The organism is Halorubrum sp. SD612 (assembly GCF_002135005.1).
On record NZ_NEWI01000067.1, the window covers coordinates 1 to 16,330 of the forward strand.

Below are 16,330 nucleotides of genomic sequence, written 5' to 3' on the forward strand. Positions count from 1 at the left end.
CCCTTCGGTCGCTCGCGGCGTCCCTCGCGCGTGCTGTCTCGCGGTCGCCGGGGGCGACCGCTCGCAGGCACGCGCCACAGCAGTAACCGTGTACGAAGTAGCGCCGTCGCCGTCGCCCGAATCCCGTTCGGAGGGCGTTCCGTTAGGCCTTTGCGCGCCGGGGCCCTCCGGTCGGTAGATGGAGTATTTGCAGCGTCGGGTCGGGCTGGTCGAAGACCGGATCGAGTCGGTCATCGACGACGTCGAGCCCGAGGAGCTGTCCGACGAGGTCGGCCACGTCGTCCTCGCGGGCGGCAAGCGCGTCCGGCCGGCGGTGACCGTCCTCGCCTGCGAGGCGTTCGACGGCGACCCCGAGGCGGCGGTCGACTTCGCGGCCGGCGTCGAGTTCGTCCACAACGCCTCGCTCGTGATCGACGACATCATCGACCGCTCGGAGGTCCGGCGGGGGACCCCCGCCGCGTGGGCCGAGTTCGGCTACGGCCCGGCGATCATCGCCAGCGACGGCCTGCTCGGCGAGGCGTTCGCGCTGTTCTCGGCGGACCCGCGCGCGATGCGGACCGTCGCCGAGGCGCTCGTCGAGCTCGGCGAGGGCGAGGCGACGGAGCTGGCCGCCCGCCCGACCACCGAGGCCGAGTACATGAAGCTGGCCCGCCGGAAGACGGGCGCGCTGTTCCGGGCCGCCGCCGAACTGGGCGCGGTCGCCGGGGGCGCCGAGCCCCACGCGATCGACTCGTTCGGCGAGTACGCCGAGCGCGTCGGCGTCGCCTTCCAGATGCGCGACGACGTGTTAGACGCCACCGCCGACGCCGACGACCTCGGCAAGCCGACCGGGCAGGACGCCGAGATGGACCGGCCGTCGGTGCTCCAAGTCACGTCGCTGTCGCCCGAGGAGATCAACGAGCGCGCTCGCGCGGAGTCGGAGCGCGCGCTCGCCGCCCTCGACGACGCCGACCCGCCCGAGACCGAGGCGATCGAGTACCTCCGCGACCTCGCGGAGTTCGTCGTCGTCCGCGAGCGCTGAAACCGCAGGAACGTCGACCTCGACGGCCGGTCAGTCGTCCGCCGGTTCGCCGGCGTCCGCCGCGTCCTCGGCGGCCGGGTTCTCGCCGATCGGCTCGCTGTCCCAGTACGCGTGGCCGTCGTCCGTCCGGAAGCAGGTCGCCGTCCGGCCGTCGCCGACGTCGTACGCCGGCGGCGCCGACTCCCGGCAGGCCGCGCGCGCCGCCGGACAGCGCGTGTGGAACCGGCAGCCCGCGGGCGGGTTCCGCGGCGAGGGCACGTCGCCGTGGAGCGTCTCGAACTCCTCGTCCCTCGCGTCCGTGCTCGCCCGCGGGACGCTCGACAGCAGCGCCTTCGTGTACGGGTGCGCGGGGTCGTCGAATATCTCCTCGACCGGCCCGATCTCGACGATCTCGCCGAGGTACATCACCGCGACGCGGTCGCAGACGTGCCGGACCACGCCGAGGTTGTGCGCGATGAAGAGGAACGTGAGCCCGAAGTCGTCCTGGAGGTCTTCGAGCAGGTTCAGGATCTGCGCCTGGACCGAGACGTCGAGCGCCGAGACGGGCTCGTCGAGGACGACGAAGTCGGGGTCCAAGGCGAGCGCCCGAGCGATCCCGATGCGCTGGCGCTGCCCGCCCGAGAACTCGTGCGGGTACCGGTCCATCTGGTCGGCGGAGAGCCCGACGCGTTCGAGGAGGTCCCGGGCCGTCTCGCGGCGCTCCTCCCGGTCGGCGACGTCGTGGATCCGCAGCCCCTCCGTGACGATGTCGCCGGTGGTCATCCGCGGGTCGAGACTGGAGAACGGGTCCTGGAACACGATCTGCGCGCGCCGGCGGAACCGGGTCAGCTCCCGGTCGGTCATCGCGCGGACGTCCTCGCCGTCGAAGGCGATCTCGCCCGCGGTCGGCTCGCGGAGCCGCAACACCGTCTCGCCGGTCGTCGACTTCCCGCAGCCGGACTCGCCGACGAGCCCGAGCGTCTCGCCCTCTCGCACGTCGAAGGAGACCCCGTCGACCGCCTTCACGCTCTCCGACTCCTGGCCGAGCAGGCGGTCGACGAGCGAGGGGTCGTCCGCGTAGTACTTCTTCAGGCCGTCGACGGAGAGCAGGGGGTCGCTCATTCGCCCGCACCCCCGTCGGTCGCGGCCTCCTCGTCGGGGGCCGCGGCGTCGGCCGAACCGGCGCCGAAGTGGTCGTCCGGGAGCGCGTCGGCCGGGTCGTACTCGCGCTCGGCGAGGACGCACTTGGCGCCGTGGTCGGCCGCGGCGTCGACCGTCGCCTCGGGCGGCTTGTCGAGGCACGCCTCCATCGCCTTCGGGCACCGGTCCGCGAAGTAACACCGGTCGCCCATCTCGGCGTCGACCAGGCTCGGGACGTTGCCCGCGATCGGTTCGAGCCGCGCCCGCGGGTCGTCCACGTCGGGGATCGAGCCGAGCAGCCCCCGCGTGTACGGGTGGACGGTGTCCTCGAACACCGATTCGAGCGTGCCGCGCTCGACGACCTCGCCCGCGTACATCACGCAGACGCGGTCGCACATCTCGGCTATCACGCCCAGGTCGTGGGTGATGAGCACGATGCTCATTCCGCGCTCTTCCTGGATCTCCTTCAGCAGGTTCAGGATCTGCGCCTGAATGGTCACGTCGAGCGCGGTCGTCGGCTCGTCCGCGATGAGCACGTCGGGCTCGCCGGCGAGCGCCTGCGCGATCATCGCGCGCTGGAGCATCCCGCCGGAGAACTGCCCGGGGTACTCGTCGACGCGCTCCTCGGGGTCGGGGATCCCGACCTGCCCGAGCAGCTCGACCGCGCGCTCCATGCTCTCCTCGCTCGTGTAGTCGCGGCCGGGGACGACGCCGTCGAGGAGGAGCCTGCCGAGCCCGTACCCCTGCGTCCGCGAGCGCGTCGAGCGGGGGTTCGCCCGCGCCCGGCGCTGCACCTCGACCGCCTCGGCGATCTGCTCGCCGACCGTGATCGAGGGGTTGAAGCTGCTCATCGGGTCTTGGAAGATGACGCTGAAGGAGGGGCCGCGCAGCGACCGGCGGACGCTGGGCGGCACGGTCCGGAGGTCGACGTGGTCGCCGTCGACCCGCACCGACTCCGTGTCGCGGAACTCCTCGGCGAGGTCGGGGTCGCGGTACCACACCTCGCCCGCGGTGATCCGGCCGGGCGTCTCGACGAGGTCGACGAGCGACAGCGCGGTCACCGACTTGCCGGAGCCGGACTCGCCGACGACGCCGAGGATCTCGTCTTCCCGGAGGTCGAACGACACCGACTCGACGGCGTTGATCTGCCCCTCCTCGGTGAAGAAGCGCGTCGAGAGGTCCCGGACCGCGAGCACGTCGTCTGGCCCCGGCGCCCCGGTCGGGGTCGCGTCGGCGTCGGTCATGCGGCACCCCCTTCGCCCTCGATACCGGGGTCCAGGGCGTCACGGAGCCAGTCGCCCAGCAGGTTGATCCCGATCACCGACAGCATGATCGCGACCCCGGGGATCGAGGCGATCCACCACTGGCCGGAGGAGACGTAGTCGCGCCCCTGCGCGATGTCGAAGCCCCACGACAGCGTGGTCCCGGAGAAGCCGAGGAACGACAGCGAGCTCTCCAGGAGGATGATCGCCGCCACCTGTACCGTGCCGAGGACGATGATCGGCGTGATCGCGTTCGGCAGGACGTGGCGGAGGATGATCGCGTTGTCGTCGGCGCCCAGCGCGCGCGACGCCTTCACGTACTCCTGCCCGCGCAGGGAGAGCGCCTCCCCGCGGGCGACGCGGGCGAACCACACCCAGTTGACGAGGCCGACGACGATCACCACCGTTATCGGCAGCACGAAGCTCCCCGGCATCTCCGGAGCGAGCCCGGCGGCGACGAACGGGTCGGGGACGTTCACCGCCGCGCGGCCCCACAGTCCGATCAGCGCGACCGCTAACACCAGCGACGGGAACGCGAGGCTCACGTCCGCGATCCGCATCAGCGCGTCGTCGACGCGCCCGCGGTGGTAGCCGGCGAGCAGGCCGACCGGCACGCCGATCGACGCGGCGAGCAGCGTGCCGAGGACGCCGACGACGAGCGACGTGCGGGCGCCGTACACCACCCGCGAGAACATGTCGCGACCGAGCCCGTCGGTGCCGAACACGTGGTCGGGGTCGGCGGTGATCTCGACCTCTTCGGTGACCGTCCGGATCTCGCCGTCGACCATCTGCGAGGTGGTGCGCTCCTCCGTCTGCGAGAAGCCGATCGGCGGCAGCTCGCTCTGGTCGAGCTGTTGGTCGGTCGGGTTGTGGGGCGCGATGAACGGGGCGAACACGGCGGTCAACACGATGAGGACCACCAGCGCCAGCCCGAGCTTCGCGAGCCCGCTACCTCTGAACTCCTTTTTGAGATTGCGTATGACACGTGAAGAGACCATGTTAGTCGGTCACCACCTCCGGGTCGAGGTAGGCGTAGACGACGTCGACGAGGATGTTGACGAGGACGAAGCTCGTCCCGATGACGATGAGGCTCCCCTGGAGCGCCGGCCAGTCGCGCTGGTTGATGCTCTCGATGACCAGCGTGCCGAGTCCCGGCCACGAGAACACCGCCTCGGTGATCACGGCGCCGCCGATCAGCGTCCCGAGCTGGAGCCCGAGGACGGTGATGACGGGGATCAGCGTGTTCCGGAGCGCGTGTTTGTACCGGATCAGCGTCCGCGGGAGCCCCTTGGCCCGCGCGGCCTGTACGTAGCCCTTGCTGAGCTCGTCTAACATTCCCGACCGCGTCAGCCGGGTGATGAGCGCCATGAAGTACGTCCCCAAGGCGATCGCGGGCAGCGTGATGTACGCGAGCCACGTCAGCAGCGTCCCGACGAACGGCTCGGCGTTGATCACCGACAGGGCGACGTCGCCGACGTCGACCCCGCGACCGCTGGTGTTGAAGATGTTGAACTCCACGGCGAAGATCAGGATGAGCATGATCCCGAGCCAGAAGTTCGGCGTCGAGATGCCGCCGAGCGACAGCAGGGTCGCGCCGTAGTCGACGGGCTCGTTGCGGCGGGTGGCGCTGATGACGCCGAGCGGGATCGCGAGGGCGATCGCCACGACGCTGGCGGCGACCGCGAGCTCCACGGTGGCGGGCAGCCGCTCGAACACGAGCGTCGTGACCTCCTGGCCGCGGATGTACGACCGCCCCATATCCCCCTGAAGCAGCTCGAAGACGTACTGGCCGTACTGGACGTACAGCGGCTGGTCGAGCCCCAGTTCGGCGGCGATCGCCTGTCGCGTCTCCTGCGACGCGTCGAGCGGCGCGACCGCGTTGATCGGGCTGCCGGGCGTGACGAACCGGAGCGCGAACACGACGGTGACGACGCCCCAGACGACGCCGATCCCTTGGAGGCTTCTTTTGAGTGCGAATCTGCCGAGTGACATTAATAACGATGTGGAGAGGTGGGAGTCGCGTTACTGTTGGGTGGCGGTGTCCGGGTCGATGAACTCGTCGGCCCGCGGCTCCCAGGAGATGTCGTTCGAGACGCCGTAGACGCTGAACTGCTGGTGCATGAACACCCACGGCGCGAGGTCGTGGGCGAGCTGGTTCGCCTGTTGGAGGATCTCGACGCGCTCGTCGGGGTCCTCGGTCGCCTCGGCGTCCGTGAGCAGGCCGTCCAGCTCCTCGTTCTCCAGCACGGTGAGCGCGCCGCTCGACGAGAGCAGCGGCGTTAGCGTCTGACTACCGTCGAACTCGCCGTTCCCCCACCCGAGGAGGTTGAAGTGCGGGCGGTCCTCGATGTCCGGCGCGGTGACGTCCTGAACGAGCGAGGAGAACTCGCGCTGTTCGACCTCACAGGAGACGTTCGACAGCGAGTCGATCTGGCTGGCCGCGGCCTGCGCGATCTCGACGTCGCGGAGGTAGCGCCCGATCGGCGTCTCCAAGGTGATCTCGACGCCCGCGTGGCCGGACTCCTCGACGAGCCGCTCGGCCTCGTCGGGGTCGTACGGGTACGGGTCGATGTCGGGGTTGTAGCCGACGTGGCCGTCGAGGGTCGGCTGCGCGGTGACGTTGCCGAAGCCGTTGAGCACGTTCTCGATGATGCTCTCGACGTCGACCGCGTGGTTCATCGCCTGCCGGAACTGCTGGCTGGAGAACGGCTCCACGTCGTAGCGCATCTGGAGGAAGATGATCCGCGCGCTCGCCACGGAGTTGATCGTGGCGACGTCGGAGCTGTTCACTCGGGAGACCTCGTTCGGCGGGACGTTCGTCACGATGTCCGTCTCCTCGGCGAGCAGCTGGTTAACCCGCGTACTGGACTCGCTGGAGGCGCTCATGGTGAGCTCGTCGACCGCCGGGGCGCCGTCCCAGTACTCCTCGTTGGGCTCGTAGACGACCTGATTACCGGAATCGTACTCGGAGAGGCGGAACGGGCCCGTGCCGTTGGCGTTCCGGTTGATGTAGTCGCCGCCGTTCTCCTCGACCCACGACTGCTGCATGACCGGGCCGTTCGTCGCGAACAGCTGGAAGGCGATCGGGTTGTACCCCTCGAAGGAGACCGTCACCTGCCCGTCGCCGGTGGTGACCTCCGAGACCGAGCCGAGGTCGTTGGACTGCGGGCTGACGATCCCGACGTCCTCGAAGACGATCCGGCGGATGCTGTACCGGACGTCCTCCGGCGTGACCTCGTCGCCGTTGTGGAACGTGAGCCCGTCGCGCAGCACGAAGCGGACGCTACCGTCGTCGGTGCGCTCCCACTCTTCCGCGAGGCCGGCGATGATGCCGCCCTGCTTGTCGCGGTCGAGGAGCCCCTCGTACAGCTGGCCGACGATGATCTCGGTGTTCGTCTCGGCGTGGTCCTGCGGGTCGAGCCCGGAGTCCATCTGTCCCATGGTGACGCCGAGTTCGAACGCGTCGCCCCCGTCGGAGCCGTCGCCGCCGTCGCCGCCGTTTCCGGAACACCCCGCGAGACCGACCGCACCGGCCGTTCCGGCGTACTTGAGCACCGTCCGCCTGTCGACGTGATCGTCGTTGTCAGTAGGCATAGGCGATCCCATACGACAGAGAGTTATGAACCTACCGGCAGACGCGGCCCCTTTCGGGACCGGCTGCTGGCGATCCGCTGACAGTAGGGAGCGCCGAGTCGCCGGGTGAACGCCGCTGAACTGGGCGGATCGGGCGCGAGCGGAAACCGACGGGTATGTAGGGCCCCCGGCGGTAGGCGGGCGACATGGACGCACCCGATCCCGGACCGCAGTGGGACGCGGTCGAGGAGGACGCGGAGTCGACGGCGGCGGCGTACCGAGAGCGCGGCTGGACCGCGCTCGCGGGGCATCCCGGGCAGGTGAATCCGGTCGCGGACGCCGCTCGGATCGACGTGCTGTTGCCGGGGTCGGAGTTCGACGCCGCGCTGGACGCCGTCGGCGACGCCGCGATAGACGGCGTCGACGTGTACGCGGGCGCCGCCGGCGGGGTCGCGTACCGGCTGGTGGTCGCGACCGACGAGGCGGCGCAGGTGGCGCTCTGTGTCCCGACGTACCTCGCGAGCGACGACCTCGCCTCCCTGCGCGCGGCCGCCGAGACGGCGGGCGCGCTCACCGTGCGACTGCGCCCCCTCGACGACCGCGACCACGTCGAGATCGCGATCGACGAGCCGGGGGTGTTCTTCGACGCACCCGAGGCGTGAGGCGGTCGCAGCGATCGCGGCGGGCGACGGCGGGCGACGGCGGCGTCGCCTCGGGGGCACGCACGTGGGTATCGGTGACACGTTCGACTTCGACGTATTCATAGTTGTGCGATCGCGATCATTCGTATGAACCGCGCAGAGAAGGCGGCCCTCCAGCTACAGGCGGTCGCCGTGTTGCGGATGTTGAAGGAGACGCGAACGTACGAGGAGCTCTCGGAGGTGACCGGCCTGCCCGCCGGCGACCTGAACCGGTACGTGAACGGCCACGTCCTGCCCGGTACCGACCGCGCGAGCGAGGTGGTCGAGTCGGTCGGGCGCGAGGCCCTCGCCGACGAGCTGGTCGCCCGCGTCGAGTTCGACGACGAGGGGTACGTCGACAACTCCGGGGTCGTCTTCGACCAGTCGTTCCTCGACCTCGTGGCGCCCGTCGCCGCGGAGACGTTCGAGTTCGAGTCGCCCGACGTGGTCCTGACGGCCGCGACCGACGGGATCACGCTGGGCGCGGCGATGGCTTCCTTCTTCGACGCCCGCCTGGCGTACGCGAAGAAGTCGAAGGAGACCGCGGTCGAGGAGTTCATCGAGTCGCGCCAGCGGCTCGCCTCGGGCATCGAGCTCACCTACTACCTCCCCGCGAGCGCGATCGACGCCGGGGACACGGTGTTAGTCGTCGACGACCTGATCCGCTCGGGCGAGACCCAGGAGCTCCTCTTGGACATCGCGCTCCAGGGCGACGCCGACGTCACCGGCGTGTTCGCGCTCATCGCGGTCGGCGACGAGGGCATGGACCGCGCGCGAGCGATCACCGACGCGCCGGTCGGGGCGCTGACGACGTTCGAGTAGCCACGTTCACGCATACTATTCGAGTATAGACAGGATTTCACCCCTTTTCGATCCGTATACTTGTATATCTGAGCGCGACGTTCAGCAAGGCTTATCACCCGATTGCGGGGAACACTCACCCGTTCAATGGGGCTTTCAGACACGCTGGCCGCGCGGTTCGACGTGGAGTCGCACGGGTCGGACGTCCGCACCGAGCTGGTCGCCGGGCTCACGACGTTCCTCGCGATGTCGTACATCATCGTCGTGAATCCCGCGATCCTCTCGGAGGCGGTCCAGATCGAGGGGTACGGACAGGGCGAGGTGTTCCAGATGATCGCCATCGCGACGATCCTCTCGGCGGCCATCGCGACGGCCGTGATGGCGCTGTACGCGAACCGGCCGTTCGGGCTCGCGCCCGGGCTCGGGCTCAACGCCTTCTTCGCGTACACGGTCGTGCTCGGACTCGGGATCCCGTGGCAGACGGCGCTGGCCGCCGTCTTCGTCGAGGGGGTCCTGTTCATGGTCCTGACCGCGGTCGGCGCGCGGGAGTACGTCATCCGGCTGTTTCCGGAGCCGGTGAAGCGGTCGGTCGGGGCCGGTATCGGGCTGTTCCTGCTTTTCATCGGGCTTCAGGAGCTTCAGGTCGTCGTCAACGACGAGGCGACGCTCGTCGCGCTCGGGAACGTCTTCGCTAACCCGTGGGCGATCCTCGGCGTGCTCGGGCTCGTGCTCACGTTCGTGCTGTGGGCGCGGAACGTCACCGGCGCCATCATCCTCGGCGTCGTCACCACCGCGGTCGCGGGGTGGGCGCTCACCCTCGGCGGCGTGTTCGCCCGGGGCACGGTCACGCCCGAGTCGCTCCCGTCGGCGCAGTACGACATCACGCCGCTGGCGGGCGCGTTCGTCGACGGCCTCGGCCAGATCGACCCGCTCACGTTCGTCCTCGTCGTGTTCACCTTCTTCTTCGTCGACTTCTTCGACACCGCGGGGACGCTCATCGGCGTCTCGCAGTTCGGCGACTTCCTCGACGACGACGGCGACCTCCCGGACATGGACAAGCCGCTGATGGCCGACGCGGTGGGGACGACCGCCGGCGCGGTGCTCGGCACCTCGACGGTGACGACGTACATCGAGTCCTCGACCGGCGTCGAGGAGGGCGGGCGCACCGGGCTCACCGCGCTCGTCGTCGCCGCGCTCTTTATCGCGTCGCTCGTCGTGATCCCCGTCGTCGCCGCGATCCCGGCGTACGCCTCCTTCATCGCGCTGATCGTCGTCGGCGTGATGATGCTCCAAGGGCTCGTCGAGGTCGACTGGAGCGAGCCCGCGTGGGCCGTCTCCGCCGGGCTCACGGTCACCGTGATGCCGTTCGCCTACTCCATCGCCGACGGGCTGGCGGCCGGCATCGTCGCGTACCCGCTGATCAAGCTCGCGATCGGCGAGGGCCGCGACGTCGCGCTCGGCCAGTACGTCATCGCGGCGCTGCTCGCCGCCTATTACGTCCTCTCGACCGCCGGCTACATCCTCTGAGGCGGTCGACGCGCCGCGACGAACGTTCCGCACACCGTTTTGATCTTATAAATGTCCGCGAGCGAGAGCAATGGCGCTTATAAAATCTGAGTGCGGTGGCGCGCGCCTCCGAGCGGCCGCCCCCGGCGGCCGCGAGGAGCGCGTGCGAGGGAGTCGGCCGGCCGGAGCGAAGCGGAGGCCGGCCGACGAGGCTGGGGAGGCGTGAGGCTGCGGTGCGGAGCAGTGCGGGGCGGGACTCAAAGGGGCAGTCGCGAGGGCGAAGGCGCGCGACGCAAGGACCGAAGGCGCGAACGTAGTGAGCGCTGAGGACCACAGCGAGCGCACCGAGCCCTCGCGGCTGGGGCTTTGGTGGTGTTCTCCGCCGATTCGGATTCGACTATTTATAAACGAACTACAGCGCATTCGGAACCGTTCGTCGCGGCTTCGACAGCACACGTTGGTAATGTGATTTTGACGGACTCATATCGGTCGAACGCGCACCCGACCCGCGGGCGGGGGAACGCTCTTGAGCCGGCGGGACGCATCCCGACCGAGGCGATCCGAACGATGACAGAACAGTCCGACGAGTTCCGCGTAACCGTCGCCGACCGGGAGCGACACGCGAGCGGCCCGGCCCGCGAGCTCGCGCTCGACTGCGTCACCGCGGGGATCGAGGCGGCGCACCCGAAGCGAGTCGTCGCGGACGCGCTCTCCCTGAACGACGGGAAGCTCTCGGTCGCGGGCGTCGACGACGAAACCGCGACCTACGCCCTCGACGCGTACGACCGCGTGCTGGTCGTCGGCGCGGGCAACGCGGCGGGCCACTTCGCGGCCGCCGTCGAGGAGCTCCTCGGCGACCGGATCGACGGCGGCGCGGTCGTCACGGACGACCCCGTCGAGACCGAGCGGATCTCAGTCCTCCCCGGCGATCACCCGACGCCGAGCGAGGCGGGCGTCGAGAGCGCCCGGGAGGTGCGCGAGGTCGCGGCCGGCGCCGGCGAGGGCGACCTCGTGATCGGCCTGCTCACCGGCGGCGGGAGCGCGCTGCTGGCCGCGCCCGCGGAGGGGATCGGCCTCGACGACCTCCGCGAGACGACCGCGGCCCTGCTGGCGAGCGGCGCGACCATCGCGGAGATCAACGCGGTCCGCAAGCACTGCTCGGCGGTGAAGGGGGGCCGGCTGGCGCGGGCGGCCGCCCCCGCCGACGTCCTCGGCCTCGCGGTGAGCGACGTGACCGGCGACGACCCCGCCGTGATCGCGAGCGGCCCCCTCTCGCCCGATCCGACGGCCTACGCGGACGCGCTCGGCGTCCTCGACCGATACGGGATCGACGCGCCCGCGGCCGTGACCGACCGGCTCGAACGCGGCGCCGCGGGCGGCCTCGCGGAGACCCCGAACCCGAGCGACCCTCCGTTCGACGGCGACGGCGTCGACGTCGAGATCGTCGCGAGCGCGCGCACCGCCCTCGACGCCGCGCGGGAGGTCGCCGCGGCGAGGGGGTACGAGCCGGTCGTGCTCTCCTCGCGGGTGCGCGGCGAGGCCCGCGAGGCGGCGAAGACGCACGCGGCGGTCGCCGAGGAGTGTCGGGCCACCGGCGAGCCCGTAGAGCCGCCCGCGGTCCTCCTCTCGGCCGGCGAGGTGACGGTCACGCTCGGCGACGATCCGGGAGAGGGCGGGCCGAACGGGGAGTTCGCGCTGTCGGCGGCGGCCGAGCTCGACGCGTCGGGGCGCGACAGCGAGGGGATCGCCGTCGCGAGCGTCGACACCGACGGTATCGACGGCGCGACGGACGCGGCCGGCGCGCTGATCGACGACCGCCTCGTCGGCGACGGCCCCGAGGCCACCCTGGGCCGCGATGCGGCCGCGGCCGCGCTCGACGAGCACGACGCGTACCCGCTGCTCGACGGGGCGGACGCGCTGGTCCGCACGGGACCGACCGGGACGAACGTCAACGACCTGCGCGCGGTGGTGGTCGGCGGACGCGTTGCGGGGTCTGAGGCGAGCGGATCGCGTTCGGAAGGGACTAAGTGACGGCCGGCGAATTTTGCGGCATGCAGACGCTGCTCCTCAACGCGGACGACGTAGACGAGAACGCCGAGATGGACCGGGTAATCGACGCGGTCCGCGGCGCGTTTACCGCCTACGAGCGCGGCGACGCCAAGATGCCGGCGAAGTCGTACATCGACCTGCCCGAGTACAACGGCGACTTCCGGTCGATGCCCGCCTACCTCGACGTCCGCGAGGAGGACGTCGCCGAGGAGACGGCGACCGGCGACGGGTGGGACGCAGCCGGGATCAAGTGGGTGAACGTCCACACCGACAACCCCGCCGACCACGACCTCCCGACCGTGATGGGGACGATGATCTACTCCGACCCCGAGACGGCGTTCCCGCTGGCGGTCCTCGACGGGACGACGCTGACGATGAAACGCACCGGCGCGGCCGCCGCGGTCGCGACCGACCACCTCGCCGTCCCCGACGCGAGTTCGCTCGGGATCGTCGGCGCCGGCGTCCAGTCGTACACCCAACTCGAAGCGATCTCGACGGTGCGGGACATCGATGAGGTCGTCGTGAGCGACCTCGACGAGGAGCGCGTCGCCGACTTCCTCGACGCCTTCGGGGACCGGTTCGACGTGCGCGCGGGCTCGGTCTCGGAGGCGGGCCACTGCGATATCCTCTCGACGGTGACGCCGGTCGAGAGTCCGATCGTTGGTCCCGAGGACGTGGGCGACCACACGCACGTCAACGCGATGGGCGCGGACGCGGAGGGGAAACACGAGCTCGCGGACGACCTCCTCGTCGACGCCACGGTCGTCATCGACGACCACGAGCAGTGCACCCACTCGGGCGAGATCAACGTCCCCTACGCCGCTGGGACGCTCACCGACGACGACATCTACGGCGAGATCGGCGAGATAGTCGTCGGCCGTCGGGCGGGCCGTCCCGGGACGCCGGGGACCCCCGCCGACGCCGACGGCGTGAGCGGCGTCAGCGTCTTCGACTCGACGGGGCTCGCGATTCAGGACGTGGCGGCCGCGCGCGTCGTCTACGAGCGCGCCGACGAGCTGGACAACGGGTACCCGTTCGACCTGTTGGGCCTCGACGGCTGAACGACGGGCCGCTTTTGTCTCCTCGCCGCGTACGCCGGCCGTGAGACTCGTCAGCGTCGCGGCGCTCGCGGAGAACCGGGTGATCGGGAGAGACGGCGAGGTGCCGTGGCCGCACATCGAGGCGGACGTGCGGCAGTACCGCGACCGCGTCGCGGAGTCACCGGTGATTCTCGGCCGACGCACGTTCGACTCGATGCGCGGCGACCTGCCCGGACGCCGCCAGATCGTCGTGAGCCGGAGCGTCGACGCGGTCGACGGGCCGACGGCGCTCGTCGCGAGCGGCGTCGAGGAGGCGCTCGCGGCGGCCCGCGACGTCGTCGGGGACGCCCCCGCCGAGCGGGAGCGCGTGCCCGCCGAGACCAGTCCGGCGTCGGGGCCGGTCGAGGCGTCGGACGAGGGGGACGAGACGGTCTACGTCCTCGGCGGCGGCGGCATCTACGAGCTGTTCCAGCCGCACCTCGACCGGATGGCCCTCAGCCACGTCGAGGGCGCGTTCGACGGGGACACGTACTACCCGGCGTGGGACGAGGCGGAGTGGGACGTTGCCGAAGAGACGGCGTACGACCGGTTCACGCTGCGCGAGTGGGTCCGTCGGGCGCGCTGAGCGGGTTTCTCTCGGCCGTTTCGATCGCCCGCGACAGCGACTACGCCCCGCCGTCGCGCTCGGCCGCGTAGCGTTCGAGCTGGACGGCGGTGCTGTCGGCGAGGCGCTCGACCGCGGACTCGACCCCGTGCTCGCGGGCGTCGACCGACGCCTCGGCGGCGAGCGTCCGGACCGTGTCGAACGGACCGATCCGCGCGCCCGTCGTGGCCGCCGCGTCCTCGGCGTCGAGCAGCTGGTCTATCGCAGTGCGGTAGCCGGGGTTCTCGTCGAACCACCCCTGGCGGTCGAGCCGGTCGATCGCGCCCTCGTGGACCGGGAAGTAGCCGGTCTCGCGGTGCCAGCGCGCCTGCCGTTCCGGGGCCGCGAGCCAGGCGAGGAACGCCGCGGCGGCGCGCTGCTCCGCCGGCGACGCGCCGTCCGCGACCCACAGCGATCCCCCGCCGACGACGACGCCGTGCCGCTCGTCGGCGACCGGGAAGTAGCCGACGCCGACCGGGAAAGAGGCGCCCTCCCGCACGTCGACCATCGCGGAGGTGGAGCCGATGAGCATCCCGGCGCGCCCCTCCTGGAACGCCTCGCGGGCCTGCCCGCGGGCCTCGATGCCGGGGTCGTGGTACAGGCCGTCGGCGGCCATCTCGGCGATCCAACGGTAGATCCGCTCGCCGACGGGTCCGTCGAACCGGCTCTCCGCCGGCGTGCCGCCCCGACCGTTGTCGGCGTCGACGAGGGGTTCGCCGGCCTCGGCGAACCACTGCTCGATAAACCACGAGTACGTCGCGAACGTGATCCCCGTCTCGGTCGCGCCGCGCTCGACGAGCCGCTCGGCGCAGCGCCGGACCTCGTCGAACGTCTCGGGCGGGTCGTCGGGGTCCAGTCCGGCCCGCTCGAACGCCGCCCGGTCGTAGTACAGCACGGGCGTCGACGCGTTGAACGGCATCGAGTGGAGCACCCCGTCCGTCCGGTAGTAGTTCGCGACGGGGTCGAGCAGGTCGTCGGCGTCGAGGGCGACGCCGGAACCGCTCGCGGCGGCGGGCCCGCCTCGGGCGACGCGCCCGGATTCGGCGTCGAGGAGGCGCTCGACGGGCGTGAACGCCCCGCTGTCGAGCGCGCGCTGGGTGCCGATCTCGTAGAGGTGGGCGATCGCCGGCGGCTCGCCCCGGTCCGCCGCCGCGAGCGTCGCCTGGAACGCGCCGCGGTAGCTTCCCTTCGAGGCGGGGCGGACCGCGACCCCGTCGGTCTGAGCGGCGAACTCGGCGGCGAACTCGTCGAGGAGCCGCGCCTTGCGGCCGCCGAACGCGTGCCAGAAGTCGAGGACGACCGCGTCGTCGTCGGCGGTCCCGTCGGCGTCGTACGCGTCGAGCGCGTCGTCTAAGGTCCCGGTCCGGTCGGCGAGCGTCGACGCGCCGGCGGCCACCTCCGCCAGCGACGTCTTCTGCGCGTGCGCGACCGCGGTGGCGTCGCCCGCGTCCGCGGCCGTCTCCTCGGCGAGGTCGCCGACCGACTCGACGGCGTCGACCACCGCCTCGATCGAGGTCGCCTGGTCGTCGGTCGCGTCGCGGATCTCTGCGACGCCGCTCGTCGTCTCCGAGACGTCGTCGGCGAGGTCGGTGAACGCCTCCAGCGCCGCCTCGGCCGTGCGGATCCCCTCGTCGGCGCGCTCGCGCATCTCGGCCATCTCGTCGACGGTCGCGTCCGTCTCCGCGCGAACCGACCGTATCGACGACTCGATCTCGCCGGTCGCCTCTCGCGCCTCCTCCGCGAGGCCCTTGACCTCCTCGGCGACCACCTCGAAGCCGGCCCCGGCCTCGCCGGCGCGGGCGGCCTCGATCGAGGCGTTGAGCGCGAGGATGTTCGTCTCGTCGGCGATGTCCTGGATCAGGTCGGTGACGTCCTCGATCGCCGCGACCTCCGACTCCAGCGTTTCGACCCGTTCGAGGGCCTCCTCGGTCCGCTCGTCGACGACGCGGAGGTCCTCGATCGCGGCCGTCGCGGCGTCGGTCCCCTCGTCGGCCCGCTCGGCGACGTCGGCCGCGGTCTCGGCCACCTGGTCCGCGGAGGCGGCGACCTCCTCGGTGGCGGCCGAGACGGTCTGGAGCTCGCTCGTCGCGGCCGCGATGTCGTCGCGCTGGCGGGTCGCGGCCGACTCGATCTCGTCGACCGCGGCGTACACCTCCTCGCTCTGGTCTTTCGCCCGGTCGACGTTCGACCGGACGTGGTCGGTCGCGCCAGCGACCTCGTCGCCGAAGCCGTCGGCGTCGGACACCGTCTCCGCGACCCCCTCGACGAACTCGTTGAGCGTCGCCGCGAGCGCCGCCGCCTCGCCGTCGGTCTCCGCGGCCGGGAACCGGGCCCCGAGGTCGCCGTCGGCGAGCCGCTCCGCGACCTCCCGGAACGCCTCGGCCGGCACGTCGCCGTCGGACGTTCCCGACGGGTGCGCCGCCTCCGACGAGACGCCGCCATCGGTAGTCGCGTCGGGGTCTGTCGTCGAGCGGTCTCCGTCGGCGGCACCGCGATCGGACGTGCCGCGATCGGAGCCTGTGCGTGCGTCGTCACTGTTCATTTGTCGTCACTCTCCGGCCGGGGTACATAAGATCGAGAGTCAGATTATTCCTGGCCCTTATACCCATCTTAAGCCGCCGACGAAGAGGGTAGTG

The 16,330-nt window shown here is 71.1% G+C and carries 13 protein-coding genes; 7 read left to right on the top strand and 6 right to left on the bottom strand.

What is annotated here, in order from left to right:
- Positions 1-178 precede the first annotated feature (178 nt).
- Positions 179-1,021 (top strand): polyprenyl synthetase family protein, encoded by an 843-nt coding sequence (locus B9G38_RS09120; RefSeq protein WP_086220184.1) that lies wholly within the window; start codon positions 179-181, stop codon positions 1,019-1,021.
- 30 nt (positions 1,022-1,051) lie between these two features.
- Here B9G38_RS09120 and B9G38_RS09125 read toward each other — a convergent pair whose 3' ends face one another.
- From B9G38_RS09125 to B9G38_RS09145, 5 genes are read right to left on the bottom strand one after another with little or no spacing between them, the layout of a single operon-like run.
- Positions 1,052-2,122 carry an ABC transporter ATP-binding protein gene (locus B9G38_RS09125; RefSeq protein WP_086220185.1) on the bottom strand — a complete coding sequence of 357 codons (1,071 nt, stop codon included), beginning with the start codon at positions 2,120-2,122 and terminating at the stop codon, positions 1,052-1,054.
- Complete coding sequence (locus B9G38_RS09130) at positions 2,119-3,384, bottom strand: ABC transporter ATP-binding protein (protein ID WP_086220186.1); 1,266 nt, start codon at positions 3,382-3,384, stop codon at positions 2,119-2,121. The genes B9G38_RS09125 and B9G38_RS09130 overlap by 4 nt, the downstream gene beginning before the upstream one ends.
- Complete coding sequence (locus tag B9G38_RS09135) at positions 3,381-4,400, bottom strand: ABC transporter permease (RefSeq protein WP_086220187.1); 1,020 nt, start codon at positions 4,398-4,400, stop codon at positions 3,381-3,383. The genes B9G38_RS09130 and B9G38_RS09135 overlap by 4 nt, the downstream gene beginning before the upstream one ends.
- A gap of 1 nt (position 4,401) precedes the next feature.
- The gene (locus B9G38_RS09140; protein WP_086220188.1) at positions 4,402-5,394 is read right to left on the bottom strand and encodes an ABC transporter permease; all 993 of its coding nucleotides are present in this window, start codon (positions 5,392-5,394) and stop codon (positions 4,402-4,404) included.
- Between the two features lie 30 nt (positions 5,395-5,424).
- Positions 5,425-6,996: an ABC transporter substrate-binding protein gene (locus B9G38_RS09145; protein WP_086220189.1), complete on the bottom strand. Its 1,572-nt coding sequence runs from the start codon at positions 6,994-6,996 to the stop codon at positions 5,425-5,427.
- Positions 6,997-7,181: 185 nt separating this feature from the next.
- Between B9G38_RS09145 and B9G38_RS09150 the strand changes: the two genes are divergently transcribed.
- The 6 genes from B9G38_RS09150 to B9G38_RS09175 all read left to right on the top strand — a co-directional run bounded on the left by B9G38_RS09150 (position 7,182) and on the right by B9G38_RS09175 (position 13,676).
- Positions 7,182-7,637, top strand: a complete 456-nt coding sequence (locus B9G38_RS09150; RefSeq protein ID WP_086220190.1) for a hypothetical protein — start codon at positions 7,182-7,184, stop codon at positions 7,635-7,637.
- 126 nt (positions 7,638-7,763) lie between these two features.
- Complete coding sequence (locus tag B9G38_RS09155; protein ID WP_007344990.1) at positions 7,764-8,477, top strand: phosphoribosyltransferase family protein; 714 nt, start codon at positions 7,764-7,766, stop codon at positions 8,475-8,477.
- Between the two features lie 126 nt (positions 8,478-8,603).
- Positions 8,604-9,983: an NCS2 family permease gene (locus B9G38_RS09160; protein ID WP_086220191.1), complete on the top strand. Its 1,380-nt coding sequence runs from the start codon at positions 8,604-8,606 to the stop codon at positions 9,981-9,983.
- A 546-nt stretch (positions 9,984-10,529) separates the two neighbouring features.
- Positions 10,530-11,993, top strand: coding sequence for a glycerate kinase (locus B9G38_RS09165; protein ID WP_086220192.1), 1,464 nt, complete (start codon positions 10,530-10,532; stop codon positions 11,991-11,993).
- Positions 11,994-12,013: 20 nt separating this feature from the next.
- Positions 12,014-13,072: an ornithine cyclodeaminase family protein gene (locus B9G38_RS09170; protein ID WP_086220193.1), complete on the top strand. Its 1,059-nt coding sequence runs from the start codon at positions 12,014-12,016 to the stop codon at positions 13,070-13,072.
- A 40-nt stretch (positions 13,073-13,112) separates the two neighbouring features.
- Entirely contained in the window at positions 13,113-13,676 is a 564-nt protein-coding gene (locus tag B9G38_RS09175; RefSeq protein WP_086220194.1) for a dihydrofolate reductase, read from the top strand.
- A gap of 40 nt (positions 13,677-13,716) precedes the next feature.
- Here B9G38_RS09175 and B9G38_RS09180 read toward each other — a convergent pair whose 3' ends face one another.
- Entirely contained in the window at positions 13,717-16,236 is a 2,520-nt protein-coding gene (locus tag B9G38_RS09180) for an extracellular solute-binding protein (RefSeq protein WP_086220195.1), read from the bottom strand.
- Positions 16,237-16,330: the final 94 nt, after the last annotated feature.

Excerpts from the sequence above, each read along its gene's own strand:
- B9G38_RS09120 (WP_086220184.1), top strand. The coding sequence starts at position 179 with ATGGAGTATTTGCAGCGTCGGGTCGGGCTGGTCGAAGACCGGATCGAG.
- B9G38_RS09125 (WP_086220185.1), bottom strand. The coding sequence starts at position 2,122 with ATGAGCGACCCCCTGCTCTCCGTCGACGGCCTGAAGAAGTACTACGCG.
- B9G38_RS09130 (WP_086220186.1), bottom strand. The coding sequence starts at position 3,384 with ATGACCGACGCCGACGCGACCCCGACCGGGGCGCCGGGGCCAGACGAC.
- B9G38_RS09135 (WP_086220187.1), bottom strand. The coding sequence starts at position 4,400 with ATGGTCTCTTCACGTGTCATACGCAATCTCAAAAAGGAGTTCAGAGGT.
- B9G38_RS09140 (WP_086220188.1), bottom strand. The coding sequence starts at position 5,394 with ATGTCACTCGGCAGATTCGCACTCAAAAGAAGCCTCCAAGGGATCGGC.
- B9G38_RS09145 (WP_086220189.1), bottom strand. The coding sequence starts at position 6,996 with ATGCCTACTGACAACGACGATCACGTCGACAGGCGGACGGTGCTCAAG.
- B9G38_RS09150 (WP_086220190.1), top strand. The coding sequence starts at position 7,182 with ATGGACGCACCCGATCCCGGACCGCAGTGGGACGCGGTCGAGGAGGAC.
- B9G38_RS09155 (WP_007344990.1), top strand. The coding sequence starts at position 7,764 with ATGAACCGCGCAGAGAAGGCGGCCCTCCAGCTACAGGCGGTCGCCGTG.
- B9G38_RS09160 (WP_086220191.1), top strand. The coding sequence starts at position 8,604 with ATGGGGCTTTCAGACACGCTGGCCGCGCGGTTCGACGTGGAGTCGCAC.
- B9G38_RS09165 (WP_086220192.1), top strand. The coding sequence starts at position 10,530 with ATGACAGAACAGTCCGACGAGTTCCGCGTAACCGTCGCCGACCGGGAG.
- B9G38_RS09170 (WP_086220193.1), top strand. The coding sequence starts at position 12,014 with ATGCAGACGCTGCTCCTCAACGCGGACGACGTAGACGAGAACGCCGAG.
- B9G38_RS09180 (WP_086220195.1), bottom strand. The coding sequence starts at position 16,236 with ATGAACAGTGACGACGCACGCACAGGCTCCGATCGCGGCACGTCCGAT.